The sequence below is a fragment of the Bradyrhizobium sp. SZCCHNR1043 genome, assembly GCF_032489675.1.
Lineage (GTDB): Bacteria > Pseudomonadota > Alphaproteobacteria > Rhizobiales > Xanthobacteraceae > Bradyrhizobium.
The window spans coordinates 292,565-309,150 of sequence record NZ_JAUEYN010000011.1 but is presented as its reverse complement, the minus strand read 5'-3'; the positions used below and the strand labels follow the sequence as shown (position 1 = coordinate 309,150).

Here is a 16,586-nt window from a genome sequence, read left to right as displayed (position 1 = left end):
CGCGCACCGTGTCATTCCACTCCGCCAGCACCCGACGCCGCTCCGCCGCGTCGAGAATGTCGATTGCGCCAATCGGCCGACTGGGATCGTGTGCGATTGCCTCGACCAACCTCACGAGACGTTGCTGGTGAAAGGCGAGATCGTTCGAGGTGTAAAGGGCGGGATTGGCGTCGAAATCAATTCGAAGCCCTTTTCCATCTCCACGGTCGTAGACGAAAATTGCGAGGTCGTCGGCCGAGCCATTGGAGAGGTTGTGAGTCGTTGCGGAATGGCCGCCGAACCGGAGGTCGTAGTCGAATGGCTCGATATTGATGACAGTGGTAAAAAGGTGCCCGTTGGTGGAAAGCAGGCTAAGGTCCCGCCTGAGGTCCTCGTATCTGTAGGACTGGTGTCGAATCGCTTCGCGGACCTGCCTTCCCACATCGCGAATGAGTGCCGTCGCGCTCATGCTCGGACTCATCGCCAAACGTAGCGGCACGGCGTTGGCAACCATGCCGGGAACACGCCGCAGCCGTCCCTTGGGCCGGGCGGCAACCGGCAGGCCAACGACCAAATCGTCAATACCTGTCACGCGATAGAGATAGGCTGCGATCGCGGCGATCATGATCTGTGGGAGACTTGCGCCGCTGGCCTGCGCCGTTGCGCGCATCGCCTTCACGCTTCCAGCACCGAGATGGGTCGTCTGGCGGAGAAGGCCACCGACATTTTGCCTTCGCTGATCGGCAAGACTAAACGCAACCGGGCGATCGGCGAAGTGCTTCAGCCAATACTCGCGGTCGCGTGCAAATCGTTCGGAGCTCCGATACGCGGTCTCTTCTTCGAGGAGAAGCGCCAAAGGACCGAAAGTACCTTGTTCGGGAGCGCGTCCCTCGGTGAGAGCCGTGTAGATCTCGGCGACGCGCCGGGCGAAGAGCCCGCCGGTGAAACCGTCCATGACGATGTGATGGCTGCGATGATACCAGAAATAGTGATCCGCCGCGGCCTTGAACAATGCGCAGGTCCAAAGCGGCCCTGTCAGCAGATCGACCGGTTGGGTCAACTCTGCCATCATCCAGCTTTCTGCTGCCGCCCGCGGGTCAGGTTCGGAGCTAACGTCGATGAATGGAAAGGTCGTATCCAATCTGCGGGGAATCATCTGGCGAATTCCATCACTTCGCTCGATGAACCGCACTCGCACGGTTTCCGCTTCCATCCCGGCTTGCCGCAAGGCCGCCTCGAACAGCGGGGGATCAATCGGACCGTGTATCTCTATGGACTCCGCAAGATTGAATATCGAGTCCGGCGAACTGAACTTCTGCGCAAACCACATGCCCGTCTGAGCCGCGGAGAGTGGCAATACCTGTGAAGGTTCGTTGATCGCGTTCACGGCTTCCCCAACCATGTATTATGCCTTAGACGGATGATCGAGTCTGCGGCTATGCCGGATGGCTATCAGCGCGGGCTCTCGGAAGCATGTCCGTCCAGTTTGTGTCGATGTAGTCGATGCAGGCCCGGCGGCTGTTCTGTGCGTAGACCACGGACCAGCCGGCCGGAATCTCCGCAGCTGCGAGCCAGAGCGAATGTTGACCTTGGTCATTGAGCAGGACGACGAAGGTGCCGCCCTGATCATCGAAAGGGTTACTCACGTCTCGTGCTCCGATCTCGACTAGGGGATGACTTCAGTCGTGCGCCCACGATCAGGCCGCGGCTGCGTGCGCGAGGCCCACACGCGCTTCAAGCTGTCGAAGGATTTGTGTAGACACGTCAAGCTGTCCGGCCATGGCGATGGTGTTGCCGACTCGGCGCGCGGGGCCGAGGCGCTCGAGTCGCCAGCCAGCCCGCCGCAGGACTCGCTCCATACGCACGTCGACGACACAAGCGATCGTGTTTATGCCGTTCGACAAACTGAATTTCAGAACTCCGATCAGCAGATCGTAGGTCGCTTGTGATATGCCCGATTGAGTGCCGCCGGTGTTCCCGCTCACTGCAAATCGGCTGGCTTCCCACACGCGTTCTCCGCGAGGCACGGCTGCCTTGGTCACAAGGGACGCAAAGATATCGCGAAGCATATTCGGACCGGTCGTCGGCAGGAGGCGGACGCAACCGTTCAGGATGCCGTGTCTGTCCATCGAGAGCAGATAGCGAGGCCGCAAGGCGTCGTATTCGTCAACCTCAAGTTCGCCGCTTACGATGACGTCCCAACCGAGCCGGTCCTTGAAGACCGCCTTCCGAAGACGATGCATTTGATACAAACCGCTACCGCTGATGTGGCGTTCTGCATTGTCCTTCGTGACAATTCGTATCATTGGCGTCCTCGTGCCGTCCGTCAGGCTGGAGTATGACCCGGCGCCAACATCAGCTCGAGCTGTCTACCTTTGCAGGTATCCCGTGTTTGGGGACTGCCCTAGAGTCGGCGTCGGTAGCTCGCGAACATGCTGCGCTATGCACCGACGCGGCCACAACGGGTGGTGCCGACACGATAGACGGATGCGACACCAAGTGACCTCGAAGAGCGACGCTACGGAGAGCGACGCTATCAAGACGCGCATCTGCAAGCCCAGGCGCGGCCACTCCAAGGTCGCGGCACTTCGGACCGCTCGACGAACGGCTACATGCTGATGATGTCGTACGCCAGTCCCTTGGCGACCGCCTGTTGCACGGTCGCAACTCCGAGCTTGCGCTTGGCATTCTGGGTGTGAAAGACAACCGTTCGTCGGCTGACGTTTATGATTTCCGCTGTGTCCAAAGCGCTCTTTCCGCGAGCTGCCCATTGCAGGCAGACCCTCTCGCGCTGTGTCAGGTATGGGCGAGGCGATGACGTGGGCGATGGCGTTACGTCACGCAATTGCGCATACAGGTAGATCGCAATGAGATGCAGCTGATGGCGGTATTTCTCGACTTGGGATTCGAACGCCGGACGGGAATTGCCAGCCGAGAGCGTGAGTGTGGCAACTTTACCCTGGCGATCATGGATCGGAATCGTGACACCACGTCGAATGTTGAACTCGCTGGCCTCTTTTAGAAGCCCCTTCTGCCTGTTGGTCAGCCCTGCATCAAATCGATCAGCCGACCAAGCGAAGGGAAGCGTCGTTGTAACCGAGCGGGCGATCACCGGATCGATCCTGTCGTACCGATTTGCACAGTACCGCTCCACCCAGGAACTCGGATACGTCGTCATTGCCAGTGTATCGTCTTCGTCACCTCGCGGCGTGAAGCTTAGATAAGCGAAACATGGAAAGCCGTACTGATCCAAGGTCTGTCGCAATAGACGCTCGATTTCATGCGCGTTGTCGCATGTCGTCAGATTTTGAACGAATTGTTCAAATACCCTCATGTCGCACCCCCTTGCCTACGACAGCCGCGCCTTTCTTCGAGCTGATCCATAGCCGATTTGGGGGATACGGCGACACTTCTGGTCCCTGTTGGTGATGTTGCCGTCGGACCATTGCGTTGGCGGTGAAGATCATCGTGACTATTGACCGTTGGTTACTTACTTGAATTCGTGCCTTCCTGAGCTGCCACCACAGCATTCATAATGGTTTATGAACGAGGATAGGCTGCATAACGACTCTCCAAGCTTCACATCCCCACCATCAGACGAATCCGAAGCTAAGGATTCCGCCGAGCTCACGAACGATGCCCTGAAGTTGATAGTACCTCGACGCATTCAGAGGTTGCAAATGAAAATTACACGACAATCAGATTTGGAACAGCATTGCTGCGAGTTCTCGTAGCTGCGTCGCGAAGCCGCAGCCTATCGAGCTGACGAAAATCCAATTTTCTTTTCCATGAGCAGATCAGGCATCAGTTTGGTGGTGCTGCTGTCGGTGCTAACGAGATGCCGCGCGCGGGCTCGGCCTTAAGCGCGCCGGGTCACTCGCGACTGGACGCGCCTTGCAAAGATGCGGCTTCCCGCTATTGTCGCGCGATCGGACGGAAGCTTCCTGGTGCTGGCACCTAATGAGCTTGGTGTGAAATGGATTTTCAGCATTTCGAAATCGATGGTCTTGTTCTCATCGTCCCCTCAAGGCGTGGTGACCATCGGGGTTTTTTTTCGGAGACCTTCCGCAAGGATGATCTGAGGGCACACGGCGTGATGGACGATCTGGTCCAGGAGAACCATGTCTTCTCCGCCGAACGCGGGGTGCTGCGCGGACTTCATTTTCAACTGCCTCCCAAAGCCCAAGGCAAGCTCGTTCGTTGCGTCGGAGGATCGATCTTGGACGTGGCCGTGGACATCCGGCGAGGATCTCCGACCTACGGACGTCATGTAGCGATCGAGCTGTCTGCGGCGAACTGGAAGCAATTATGGGTACCGTCAGGATTCGCTCATGGCTATGTGACCCTAGAAGCACCAGTCGAGGTTATTTATAAAGTGACCGACTATTGGGCCCCGGATCTTGAGCGAGGGATCGCCTGGGATGATCCAGATCTTGCAATCGATTGGCGATTAGCAGGCGAGCCCATTTTGTCTAAGAAGGATCAGCAGAATCCGCGGCTCAGTTCCGTTATCTCTCCCTTCAAGAATGCGCAGGGGAGCCACTGAACATGCACGTTCTCGTCACGGGCGGAGCAGGATTTATCGGCTCGGCGGTTTGTCGGCATTTTGTTTTTGACCTTGGCCTCAAGGTCGTTGTCGTCGACAAATTGACCTATGCCGGCAATTTGGCCTCGCTTGCGCTGGTTGCCGAGCATCCCAACTATGCGTTCGAGAGGGCCGACATCTGCGATGCAGATGCCCTGCAGAAGATTTTCATCAAGCATAGACCGACTGCCGTCGTTCATCTTGCAGCAGAAAGCCACGTTGACAGGTCGATCACCAGCGCAAATGCATTTGTCCAAACAAACGTTGTAGGCACCTTCACCCTGCTGGAGGCCACGCGCCGCCATCTCGACCATAATCCCATGCTCGCCGATCGATTTCGGTTCGTCCACGTTTCGACCGATGAAGTTTATGGCTCGTTGGGAGAGACCGGACTTTTCACCGAACTTACGCGATATGATCCGAGTTCCCCCTACTCAGCGACGAAGGCCGCGTCTGATCATCTTGCAAAGGCCTGGCACAGAACCTATGAGGTGCCCGTCATTGTATCCAATTGCTCAAACAATTATGGGCCCTATCAATTTCCTGAAAAGCTCATTCCGTTGATGGTCCTCAACGCTCTGCACGGGGAGCCGTTGCCGGTTTATGGAAATGGTCTCAATGTCCGGGATTGGCTGTTTGTTGAGGATCATGCGCGCGCACTGGGCTTGATCCTCGAGAAGGGAGTTCCAGGCGAGACCTATAATGTCGGCGGTCGCAACGAACGCTCCAACATCGAGGTGATAAGACAGATCTGCGCATGCCTTGACGAGCTGCGCGGGCCCGCACATTCGCATGACGGCTCGATCACCTATACCGAGGATCGTCCAGGTCACGATTTGCGCTACGCCATCGACGCAACAAAGCTCGAAACGGCTCTGGGTTGGCGCGCTGAGGAGACTCTGGAAAGCGGCATCAAAAAGACGGTCAGATGGTATCTTGAGCATCCCGCTTGGTGGAGGCCGCTGCGCGAAAACGTTTACCGTGGCGAGCGACTAGGTCTTGGTCGACATTGAGCAGAACGATGCGTCTATATGTTATTGGGAGCGAAGGTCAGGTCGCTCGATCATTGCGGGAAGCTGCCGCAGCGAACCCCGACATCACGATCAGATGCTCCACTCGCTCCGACCTCGACCTGTTGCGCATCGAACAGATTGAAAGGACTTTGGCGGAGTTCTCGCCAGACATCGTTGTAAATCCTGCCGCCTATACCGCTGTCGATCGTGCGGAGACGGAACCGGATCTGGCCTACTCGATCAATTCCAAGGCAGCTGGTGCGGTCGCATCAGCAGCAAGTCGACTGGATGTTCCCGTCATCCATCTGTCGACTGATTACGTTTTCGACGGCAAGAATCCGGCTCCTTACGTCGAAACCGACGCGACTTCGCCGCAGAGCGTATATGGTCGATCGAAGCTCGCCGGCGAAGTCGCGGTGGCGTCTGCCGCCGATCGTTACCTGATCTTGCGAACTTCATGGGTCTACGCGCCCTATGGCAACAATTTCGTAAGGACTGTCATGCGGCTCGCCCGGCAACGGGATCGATTGGGTATCGTCAACGACCAGATCGGCTGCCCCACTTACGCGCCCGACATCGCCGATGCCATCATTGCCGTCGCTCGGCAGATCGCGGGTTCGGGCTGGCAGTCTGGTCATGGCGGCGTCACGCATCTGGCGGGTCCTGACGAAATGAGCTGGTTCGAGTTCGCCAGACGCATCGTCCTCGACCTCGCAACGAGACGAGATTGTCCAGCCCGTGTTGAGGCGATCTCGACGAAGGACTATCCGACGGCCGCTGTTAGGCCGGCGAATTCCCGTCTGAACTGCGACAGATTGAACTCTGTCTTCGGGCTGCGCCTGCCTCACTCATCGCAATCCTTGCGAATCTGCCTCGATCGCCTGTGCGATCCCGCTCACGCCAATTTGGAGTAGATCTTGAAAGGCATCATTCTGGCTGGCGGAACCGGCACCCGCCTCTATCCCATGACGTTGGTGGTGTCCAAACAGCTCCTGCCGATTTACGACAAGCCAATGATCTACTACCCGCTAACGACATTGATGCTGGCGGGTATCAGGGACATACTGATTATATCGACACCGGGCGATCTTCCGCTATTTCAGTCCCTGCTGGGCGACGGCGGGCAATGGGGACTGACGCTATCCTATGCCGTGCAACCCAAACCTGAAGGCCTGGCTCAAGCCTACATTATCGGGGCGGATTTTGTGCGCGGCGAATCGTCAGCCTTAATCTTGGGCGACAACATCTATTTTGGCCATGGTCTGCCAGACATGCTTGTCAGGGCCGCTGGCCGCCGGTTCGGTGCGACGGTCTTTGCCTATCATGTCGCCGACCCCGAACGGTACGGCGTGGTTGGCTTCGACAGCACAGGACAAGCAACTTCGATAGAAGAGAAACCCGCAACTCCAAAATCGAACTTTGCCGTGACGGGGCTATATTTTTATGATCCCCAGGTGGTCGAAATTGCCGCCAGCATTGTTCCCTCCGCGCGAGGGGAGCTTGAGATTACCGACGTCAACAGGGTCTATTTGGAACGAGGGCTGCTCGCTGTTGAGCAAATGGGCCGCGGCTTCGCTTGGTTGGATACTGGAACACCCGACAGTCTCATGGCCGCCGCGGACTTCGTCGCGACCCTGGAGAAACGGCAAGGCTTTCGCATCGCCTGTCCGGAGGAGATCGCGTTCAAACAGGGTTTCATCGAGCAGAAGCAGCTGGAGCGGCTGGGGGCAGCGCTCGGCAAGAGCGACTACGCCAGATACGTGCAGGCTCTCGCCAAGGCAGCTACTCTCTGATACGCGCGCGTTCCGAGATTGACGTTCGACGATTCGCGTTGATTGATGGCGCGCGCCGTGTGTTCGACAGGCCTCGGCGAGCTAGAAACGTGCTTCGCCGCAAACGTCTTGTGTCAACTTGTCCCGGAAGAGCCGTTTTGCAATCACTAGACCAGGTGTGGTGCCCTGCTGTGCTCGTCCCTTCTCATCCATGCTCTCGACGGCCCGACCCGCGGCTCGCTTGAATTACGCAAATGCCCAGTTGTCGAAGCTACGGTCCCTCGCGTGCACCGTAGCTTTATAAGCCAAGGTTCGAAAACCGCTTACTATTCAATGCTCTTGACTGACACCCCTTCCTCCAACGACCCGACGAGCCTCGCCGAGAAGGTCCGCCGATCCGCCCACCATCTTCCGGGGTTTCTGCTTTTGGTCGTGGGCCGGAGACCTTCTTCGGAGGGACTATGGGTGTATTTCCATCTCATCGATGGCACCTGGCTCGAGGCTAAGAACGCCCACTTCTAGGCCAATATCGGATCATGATGGATGGCTCATCATGGCACGACAATCTTCGGATCGAGCGCTACGACCGCACCTTGAGTTTAGCCGGGTCGACGCTCTTCTCTTTCGCCCACGCGGCCACGGTTGATCAAGAAATGTTCGAATAACCGAGTCGTGGTTGACGCAAGTTGACTCGCAATCGGGAGGACGCTTGATGCGGGTGCGCGGGCTATACGTCGCAATCAGCTCGTCGCAGTTCGGTTCTCGGTCAGAGAGCGAGCGGCGCTTCCGGGGCCGCACTTGCGGCTCTATCGAGGGCCGACAAGGGTCCTCGGAGGAGGCGCAGCCCAGGGAATTGTTTGTTTCGTCGCCCAAAATGGGATATATGGACCCTAGCTGTTCAGGTCTCGCGCCGAGGCCGCTTAAAGCTGCTGAATTGGTCTGCGCGCCGCAGATCGCCTGATCGACGGGACCCCAGCGCGCCGCTTGGGAAGTTCGAACATCCGAAACCCAATCAGACGAGGCCACTATGTGCGGCTTCTGCGACAATTGGCGTGCGCGAATTTCCGATAGACGACGCCGGCTCGAAAGCCTGAAATCGGCGCCCTCCCTGTACCCGATGGGCGCCTCCATTGACGCAGTCGGGGAGCTGCGACGGAAAATCGGCGTGTACGAAACATTGCTCGATCGGCCGCCTTGCGGGCCAGCCAGGACGTGAAAAACACGGCCTCCGCCCCTTTGGGCGGTGGCCGTTGCGCCGAGAACCTCCCAAGAACGATGAATCCAAGTCTGGGACTTATTCTGGGACTTTTGGACCGGAAATCCCGGATTGTTCGGGTTTTTGTTCCATTTTTGCGCTCGGTCGAGAAGCCGGAGATGGACTAAAATTCCTTTAGCTTCAATTGAGTTACGGGACCATTTCGCTCTCAAGCCGAAGCCGAGCCCGATATCTGGAATACTAGACGCAGCTGATGCCCCAGGCCCGATGAAGACGCAAACCTCGACCCGCCTGCTATTGGGTTGCGGGTTTTTGAGATTTCGGCGCCATGCGACTCTAGGCCTTACTACTCTGGTGTGTCCATCTTCGCCCTTTGCGCGGCGGGTTTTGGCGATAGCGCTCGTCTTGTCGGAGCCGACTGGAATATCGGAGGCGAGATGGTGGCGTGATCGTCGTCTCGGCCTTTGAACCGCCAACCGTCGTTGCCGGTCTCGACGATGTCGCAGTGATGGGTCAGCCGGCCAAGCAGCGCGGTTATCATCTTGGCGTCGCCGAACACGCTGAGCCATTCGCCGAAAGCAAGATTGGTGGTGATAATTACGGAGGCGTGCTCGTAGCAGCGCCCGAGAAAGGGAGCAGCGTCAAGCCGAGACCTACTTACTGCTAATTGGCTCGTCGACCGACGTCGTGCGCCGCCCCTCAGAATTCGACCACCGCTACAGGGTGAACGAACGTGGAAGCTCGTGAGGCGACGCCACGAAAAACGTCAATGTTCTCCGAGACCTTCGAGCAAGCAGGCCCGCTCATAACGGTCTGGTTGCAGGTTCGAGTCCTGCCGGGCCCACCAGCGATCTCAATGAACGGCTTGTGTGATTTTGCCATTGCGGGCTCGGCGCACCAGATACGTCCACTTTTCGTTCGTGCGGAAACACTGCCAAGTTCGGCGTCCGATGGCTCACAACGGCGACGTGCTGCCGTGGAGCTGGAAGCCGGCCGATCATGTCAAGATCTGAGGCCATGTGCAGCGGCCGGACGCTTACATCGGGCGTCTCTTCGCCTTCTTATTCGACATGATCGTCTCCTCTGTTCGATACTACACGGCTGCACATGAGCGGTCGACAACATAGCATTGGTCCGGCTTCCGTCGTGATCTCGCGGTGATGACATCTGGTGGTCCATCCGGGAGTCCGTGCTCAGCCCCGCCTGCCAAGCGGGCGCACATGTCCTCGTCAGGATCGCGGGGCAACACAGACACAATAGCGCGCTCGACCTCTCAATCGAGTTGTCATCGCCGGCAAGATAGCGTGCTCTCCGCATCCGCTTCGATCCACCAAACGTCTCTCCGCCGATCTGCGGAAACTCAGCCAATCTTCTGTCGTCGCACTGTCTGCGAGACGGCGCTCGCCAGAGCGGCGAGCGCCGTCGGGTTGTTCAAATTCTGCTCAGCCGCGGGCTCGTCGCTCCGTGCGTCGCAGAAACATCGCGCGGCGAATCCACCCGCATCGCCACGCCCTTGGGAATCGGGGAGGTCTTCACTACAACCATTCTCGCCCGAAATCGAACACCCCACCCTTTGCAGATCAATTACTTAGCTCGCCAAAAAATCGCAAATCCCGATCTTCGAGCGCGAATCCGCGAACTCGGGCTAGCTGTTCGCAGCGCAGGTTGCTCGCGATGAATCGCATAGCGAAGCTGGACGACGCTGCGAGCGCGCGCCTCTCGCCCGCTCTGCCAAATCTTCGTTGTTCATCGCCGGCCGTGGCCGCCGCCAAGGCCGGGAGGACTGCCGCCGCCCAGGCCGGGAGGACCGCCGCCGCCAAGGCCGGGAGGACCGCCACCGCCAAGGCCGGGAGGACCGCCGCCGCCAAGGCCGGGAGGACCGCCGCCGCCAAGGCCGGGAGGACCGCCACCGCCAAGGCCGGGAGGACCGCCACCGCCCAGCCCGGGAGGACCGCCGCCCGGCACAGTAGCGCCACCGCCCGGGACGTCCGAGCCGCCGGGCGTCGCGCCCGGAGCTTGCTCGGATCTCGTACCTTGGATCGAGTCACCCGGAAATTTGTTGACGGATTGGATGGATTCAACCCGCAAGCCACGGGAACTGTCAAAGGTGGCGTTCACGACCACGCGGGCATTACCTGAGGATGCGAAGCGACTATTGTCATGCGCGACATAGCCCGAGCCGAATTGCAGATAGCTGCCGACGCGGCGGACATAGCCTTCGATCGACAGACGGTTCGCGCCGAAGAAATCAGAGAGGTCGTCAGCCCTTATGCGCGAGATCTGCATCACGCCTTGCGTAACGCGGCCCTCAGCCTGAACACGTTGTCCGACGAGTGCGGCATCGGCGCCGTTGAGTCGCAACCCGCCTATTCGCAGGCCGCCGCGATCGCGTTCGAGTGGTCCGGAAACCCGCGTTGTCGCGTTAAGGCGTTGCTCGACCAGGCTTGAGACGATCACGCCGTCGATGCGGCGCACCCCGAAGACCGCGACATTGGCGCCCGGATGGCGCCAGCTTTCGTGGCCGGCCGCTATGATCCGCTGGCCCAGCACGGTCATCTCGCCGTCCCTGACGCTTTCGATCGGCCCCATCACCTCACTGACCACGTTGACGCCGCGGGTGATCAGCGAACCGTTCGCCTGCGGCAGCGCCAGCACCCGGGCCAGATGTCCGATCTTGAGCGCCTTCGCCGATACCGGTTCGCCATCGATCCGCACCGGGACGTTCGGCGCATAGCTGATGCGTTGGCCGTTGACGAAAATGCTGCCGAAACGCTGAATGACGCCAACAATGCCGGTGCCGCCGATGCCCTGATCGTGGCCACGCGTGATACCGGTGCCGCCGATACCCTGATCGCTGCCGCGGCGCACCTGTGCCCAGGCGGAGGACGATCCGGCAAGCCAGAGTCCCATAAGCAACGAGCGGCGCGAGATGACGGGCTGCTTGGTCATGACGAGCCGCCTTCGTCAGCATCACCATTCGCCGCGTCGTCCGGACCTTCGCTGTAAATGTAGATGCCGAAATTCCAGCGGTGGTCGCCGCCCTTGTCCCTGGCGAGCGCGCGGTTTGCTTCCCGGTTGGCGATCTTCAGGGCGTCCATGGCCAGTTCGCGCGAACGCCCTTCGAGACGTTTTGCGAGCTTGGCCGAAAGGCCGTCATAGTGCACCGCGCGTTCGAGGAAACGGGGTGCTGGCCCGGATACGTTTTCGGCGGCTGCCGCGATATGATCATGCAGGTTACGGCCGAGATAGTGCCATTTGCGCTCGTCATCGCCGCGCGGAACGAAGCCAGTATCCACCAACACGATCTCTTCATCGCCGTTGATGGTCACGAGCTCGCGGTCCAGCCATTCATCCAGCACTGCGCGCGGGCGGACATCCTTCGTGATCGAACTGACGAGCTGCTCGAACGAGGGCGCATCGCCACTGGCCATGCGCGGCAAGGGCAGCGGATCGCCGTTCGCGTCCGTGAACTCCGGAGCGGCGAGCCAGCGTGCCATGATCGCGCTGGTCAGCGACAGAGTGGCAGGCGTTTCATTGACCGGCGCACCGGCGCCGCGCAGCCGCGCAACCTCCTTGCGGTGAATTCCGGTGAGCAGACTCACGCGGCTGTCGGTCTGCTCCTTTCCCTCCAGGGCAAAGTCGTGCTCGGCAACATTGACGAAGAGTTCTCGCAACAGCTGAGCCAGCTCAGGAAATGTCATTCCGCCGCGGATGCATAGCCGCACCAGCGGGCGCAGCAGGCGCGCCAAGGGCGCGCGCAGGCTCGCCGCCGCAATCGGCTGATGCGAAGCCGACTTCGATTTCCGGGATTTGGCGTTCATGGCGAAATTGTAGCGGCGAGTCCCGTGGGATACAATCCCACTTTTCCGTCGAGATCAATTGACGTGTGAAATTTTCCCACATATAAGGGAGGCGCTCAGTCATGGAGAGTTCGGCCATGCTCGCTCCCTCTCGGCGCCTCTCGGTGCTTCACATCTTCAATGACTGCTATCCCGACCTGTTCGGCGGAGCCCCGTCGGTGATCCGCGACATATGCGCAGGACTGAAAGACGCGTTCACCGCCTGCGTGCTGGTCTGCTCCAAGTCGAACGGGCAACGGCGCATCGTCGTGAACGGCGTAACGATCGAGCGCGTGCGCTCGTTCGGCGATGTAGGTTCGCTTCCGGCCGCGCCGACTTATCCGCTGCGGTTATGGCGCCAGGTCGCCGATCACGATCTGCTCGCGCTTCATGCACCGTTTTCGCTCGCCGATCTCATGCTCGCCCTGGGGTTGGGCCGCGATCGACCTTTGGTCGTGCACTACCATGCGGACATCGTTTCGCATGCCGGACTGAGGTGGTTTATGAAGCCGCTGTTGCGCCGGACGCTGCGGCAGGCGGACGCAATCATCGTGTCCAATGCCATTCTGCTGTACAGCAGCCCGCTGCTGCAGGAATTCGCTGAGAAATGTCACGTCGTTCCGTTCGGCGTCGATGCCTCGAAGTACGATTGGCCGGAGCCGCGCGACAATGACGCTGCCGAACGCGATCGTGGACGGCTCGTGCTGGCTTGCGGGCAACTCGTTCCCTACAAGGGCTTCGATGTGCTGGTGCGAGCGGCGGTCGGCCACCGCTTTGAGGTCTGGATCATCGGCGAGGGTCCAGAACGGGCGCGGCTTGAACGAATGATTCATAGCCTCGGCGTCGCGGATCGCGTCCGCCTGCTTGGCTCCGCGCCGAAGGCCAAACTCGCCAGTCTCATGTGTACAGCGGACGTCTTTGTCCTGCCGTCCGTGACCAATGCGGAAACGTTTGGCATCGCTCAACTGGAAGCGATGGCGGCGGGACGGCCGATCATCAATACATGGCTTGACACGGCCGTTCCACGCGTGGCGCGCGACGGCATCGAGGCCATCACCGTTCCACCCGGCAATCATGTTCGGTTGGCGGAAGCGATCGAAACATTGCTCCGCGATCCGGAGCGGCGCTGGCGCATGGGCCATGCCGCCCGGCTTCGCGCAACGACGCAATATTCCGTCGACGCCTTCGGGAAAGGAATCGAAACCGTCTATCGCCATGCCGTGACGACCAAGGCATCAAGCCGGTCGACCCTGGCTTCATGCCCCGGAACAATCGGAACGGGTCCGGAAAATCGACATTGCTGAGACTGATTGTGCTGAAACTCGTCGTGCAGGCTCAGCTCGCGATCACGATCCGTGAATAGTCAGGAAGGAGCTACTTATGTACTCGCAAAGCATACCTCTCGTAGAGAATGCGTGGGACGGGCCTGCGCGCGATCCAAACGCCCGATTCGATCCGCGGATTGGAGGGCCCATGAAACCGCCTGGCCGTTCTCCTCGCCCCTCCGGCCTCAAGGACGACAATATCGCGAGCGACCAGCCGTCGATTGGCAGGCGAACACTCCACACCCTTGCCCGGCTCGTTATTGCAGTTCTCATCGGTATCGGCGCCACCCTTGCCTGGCAGTCCTACGGTAACGCAGCAAGGGACAAGGTGGTGGCCCGGGCTCCATCGCTGGGCTGGTTGTTATCCGTCTCGACGACGAAGTCGCCAGCCATTGCTGCAACTGTCCCGGACCCGATGCAGCAGCTTGAGCCCCTGGCGTTCAATCTCGATGTCGTGCGGCGCAGCGTCGAGCAACTCACCGCCAAGCAAGAACAGATGACCCAGAGCATTGCGACGCTGCAAGCTGTCGCAGACGACATCAGACAGAGAATGTCAACAACCCCGCCTTCGTCGCTGTCCCAGCAGCAGGCGGCCCCGATCCCGCAGCATAAACCCTCGCAACCCAGGGCACAGTCAGCGGCTGTGCAGTCGTCAGTGCCTCGTCCGCTGCCCTCTGCCGGACCACCCCTGCTCTCGCGCTGATGGCCCAGATTGCCGGCGGGCTTTTTTATTGATGGGACGTAGACGCGCGCGGCATGACGGTGCGTAAGCTGCGCCTCAAGTCACGTATCGTGAATTTGTCGATACCCGCTTCCTTGATCACGCGATTGACCATCGTTTTGAAGTCGGACATTTGGCGTCCGGACTTCATAAGCCTGCGAAACTGCTGGAGAATCGACGTTCAACGGCGGCCCCACGGCCTACTACCTTCCGCCTATGAGAGCCTGGCAGAGCTGATGCTGTAATCGCTCCCGATGCTTGCAGCGCGACTGCACATCTGGGGCTTGGCGCGCACGTGCCACAACAAAGAAATATGCGGAGGGAACTGATGAATTTCACGAGCAGGAGATTCTTGGCTGGCATCTCGACGGTTGCCTTCCTCGTCGCCGGCACGCTTGGCGTCCGCGCCAACGACTCGGCGCTGAAGGCCGCCGGCGCGCCCGGGGCCTGGGCGATGGCGGGCCATGATTACGGCAACACCCGGTTCAGCCCGCTCAAGGAGATCAACACCGAGAACGCCGGCAAGCTGTCGCTGGTCTATTCGTTCTCGCTGGCCTCGCTACGCTCGAACGAGGCCTCGCCGATCGTGATCGGCAACACGCTCTACGTCTCGACGTCGTGGGGGCCGAAATACGTCTATGCGCTTGATGCCGCGACCGGCGCGCGCAAATGGACCTATGAGCCGGACATTCCGGACGATACGCTGCAATATGCCTGCTGCGACGTGAACAGCCGCGGCATCTCCTATGCCGACGGCAAGCTGTTCGTCGGCCGGCTCGACGGCAAGCTGACCGCGCTCGATGCCGCCACCGGCAAGGAGCTGTGGGCGTCCAAGGTGGTCGACTACAAGCAGGGCTCGGTGATCACCTCGCCGCCGCTGGTCGTGCGCGACAAGGTCATCACCGGCTTCGGCGGCGGCGAGTACGGCGTGCGCGGCTCGCTGCAGGCCTACGACATCAACTCCGGCAAATTGGTCTGGCAGACCTTTACCGTGCCTGCGCCCGGCGAGCCCGGCAGCGAGACCTGGAAGGGCGACACCGGCCTGCATGGCGGCGGCGCGGCCTGGCTGGTCGGCTCCTACGATCCGAAGAGCGACACGGTCTATTGGGGCACCAGCAACCCCGGTCCTTGGAACACCGCTGTGCGCTCGACCGGCAATGGCGATTTCGGCAAGCTGACCAATCTGTATACGGCGTCCACGCTGGCGCTCGATCCGAACACCGGCAAGATCAAGTGGCACATCCAGACGACGCCTGCCGATGCCTGGGACTATGACGGCGTCAACGAGGCTATTCTCGCCGATCTCAAGGTTGGCGGTGCGGCTGTCCCGACGCTGATGAAGGCCGATCGCAACGGCTTCTTCTTCGTGGCCAACCGCGAGACCGGCAAGGTGATCTCGGCCGAGAAGTACGTCTTCGCCAACTGGGCGCAGAAATGGGACATCTCGACGTTGCGCGCGGTCGAGGATCCGAACAAACGGCCGGGCCCTGGACATCCCGTCAAGGACGTCTGCCCGAACCTGATCGGCGGCAAGAACTGGCAGCCGATGTCGTACAATCCGGACACCGGGCTGGTCTACATCCCGGCGAACAATGTCTGCATGGACTGGTCGGTCAGCGACGTCTCCTACAAGCGCGGTGTGTTCTATCTCGGTGCGGAATTCCCGACCAAGGAAGGCCCCGGCGGCTTCCTCGGTGAGCTCATTGCCTGGGATCCCGTGAACAACAAGAAGGTGTGGTCGATTCAGGAAGACCTTCCGTTCAACGGCGGCACGCTGAGCACCGCCGGCGGCTTGGTGTTCTCCGGCAATCTTCACGGCGACTTCCGCGCCATCGACGCCAAGACCGGCAAGATCCTGTGGAAGCGCAATCTCGGCTCCGGCATCGGCGCCGGTCCAGTGACCTACTCCGTCGACGGCAAGCAGTACGTCGCTGTCGTCGTCGGCCGCACCGCCTCGATCCCGGCGTTCCTGGGCGAGATCGGCAAGAAGATGACGAACGCGGCTCCCGAGGGCGGCGCCCTGTTCGTGTTCGCGGTCCAATAGCCGCAACGCTCGCGACGGCTGCGCGTGCCCCCGGCCGCGGGGACACGCGCAGCGTTTAGCCAATCCGCATCAAGCGGACGAAGACGGCCCGG

Annotated in this window: 13 protein-coding genes and 1 pseudogene; 7 read left to right on the top strand and 7 right to left on the bottom strand. The window is 60.2% G+C overall.

Translation table 11 applies throughout. The annotated features are described in order from the left end of the window. The 4 genes from QX039_RS21175 to QX039_RS21160 all read right to left on the bottom strand — a co-directional run. Positions 1–1,366: condensation domain-containing protein (locus QX039_RS21175; protein WP_315733676.1), on the bottom strand; the 1,366-nt coding region annotated here is incomplete at its 3' end. Between the two features lie 49 nt (positions 1,367–1,415). Next, positions 1,416–1,625, bottom strand: coding sequence for an MbtH family protein (locus tag QX039_RS21170; RefSeq protein WP_315774298.1), 210 nt, complete (start codon positions 1,623–1,625; stop codon positions 1,416–1,418). Between the two features lie 51 nt (positions 1,626–1,676). Beyond that, entirely contained in the window at positions 1,677–2,285 is a 609-nt protein-coding gene (locus QX039_RS21165) for an acyl-homoserine-lactone synthase (protein ID WP_315733680.1), read from the bottom strand. Positions 2,286–2,587: 302 nt separating this feature from the next. Then, on the bottom strand, positions 2,588–3,313 hold the full coding sequence (locus QX039_RS21160) for a LuxR family transcriptional regulator (RefSeq protein ID WP_315774297.1): 726 nt from the start codon (positions 3,311–3,313) through the stop codon (positions 2,588–2,590). A 642-nt stretch (positions 3,314–3,955) separates the two neighbouring features. On the opposite strand from QX039_RS21160, the gene rfbC reads away from it, so the two are divergent. The 4 genes from rfbC to rfbA are packed head-to-tail and all read left to right on the top strand — an operon-like array spanning position 3,956 to position 7,370. After that, on the top strand, positions 3,956–4,525 hold the full coding sequence (rfbC, locus tag QX039_RS21155; protein WP_315774296.1) for a dTDP-4-dehydrorhamnose 3,5-epimerase: 570 nt from the start codon (positions 3,956–3,958) through the stop codon (positions 4,523–4,525). Between the two features lie 2 nt (positions 4,526–4,527). After that, a complete protein-coding gene (gene rfbB, locus QX039_RS21150) occupies positions 4,528–5,577 on the top strand; it encodes a dTDP-glucose 4,6-dehydratase (RefSeq protein ID WP_315774294.1) in 1,050 nt (349 codons plus the stop codon). 8 nt (positions 5,578–5,585) lie between these two features. Next, positions 5,586–6,491, top strand: coding sequence for a dTDP-4-dehydrorhamnose reductase (gene rfbD / locus QX039_RS21145; RefSeq protein ID WP_315774292.1), 906 nt, complete (start codon positions 5,586–5,588; stop codon positions 6,489–6,491). A 3-nt stretch (positions 6,492–6,494) separates the two neighbouring features. Next, on the top strand, positions 6,495–7,370 hold the full coding sequence (gene rfbA / locus QX039_RS21140; RefSeq protein ID WP_315774291.1) for a glucose-1-phosphate thymidylyltransferase RfbA: 876 nt from the start codon (positions 6,495–6,497) through the stop codon (positions 7,368–7,370). Positions 7,371–8,911: 1,541 nt separating this feature from the next. Here rfbA and QX039_RS33085 read toward each other — a convergent pair. From QX039_RS33085 to QX039_RS21125, 3 genes and pseudogenes are all read right to left on the bottom strand, one after another. Beyond that, a pseudogene (locus tag QX039_RS33085) lies at positions 8,912–9,163 on the bottom strand (ATP-binding protein); the annotation flags it as partial. A gap of 1,148 nt (positions 9,164–10,311) precedes the next feature. Beyond that, entirely contained in the window at positions 10,312–11,514 is a 1,203-nt protein-coding gene (locus tag QX039_RS21130; RefSeq protein WP_315733693.1) for a hypothetical protein, read from the bottom strand. Beyond that, entirely contained in the window at positions 11,511–12,386 is an 876-nt protein-coding gene (locus QX039_RS21125; RefSeq protein ID WP_315733695.1) for a DUF6502 family protein, read from the bottom strand. Before QX039_RS21125 ends, QX039_RS21130 begins: the two co-directional genes overlap by 4 nt. A gap of 101 nt (positions 12,387–12,487) precedes the next feature. Here QX039_RS21125 and QX039_RS21120 point away from each other — a divergent pair, with 101 nt between their 5' ends. The 3 genes from QX039_RS21120 to QX039_RS21110 all read left to right on the top strand — a co-directional run bounded on the left by QX039_RS21120 (position 12,488) and on the right by QX039_RS21110 (position 16,494). Beyond that, positions 12,488–13,708 carry a glycosyltransferase gene (locus QX039_RS21120; protein ID WP_315733698.1) on the top strand — a complete coding sequence of 407 codons (1,221 nt, stop codon included), beginning with the start codon at positions 12,488–12,490 and terminating at the stop codon, positions 13,706–13,708. A gap of 169 nt (positions 13,709–13,877) precedes the next feature. After that, complete coding sequence (locus tag QX039_RS21115) at positions 13,878–14,432, top strand: hypothetical protein (protein WP_315733700.1); 555 nt, start codon at positions 13,878–13,880, stop codon at positions 14,430–14,432. A 370-nt stretch (positions 14,433–14,802) separates the two neighbouring features. Beyond that, positions 14,803–16,494, top strand: a complete 1,692-nt coding sequence (locus tag QX039_RS21110) for a PQQ-dependent methanol/ethanol family dehydrogenase (protein ID WP_409998923.1) — start codon at positions 14,803–14,805, stop codon at positions 16,492–16,494. The last annotated feature ends 92 nt before the right edge of the window (positions 16,495–16,586 follow it).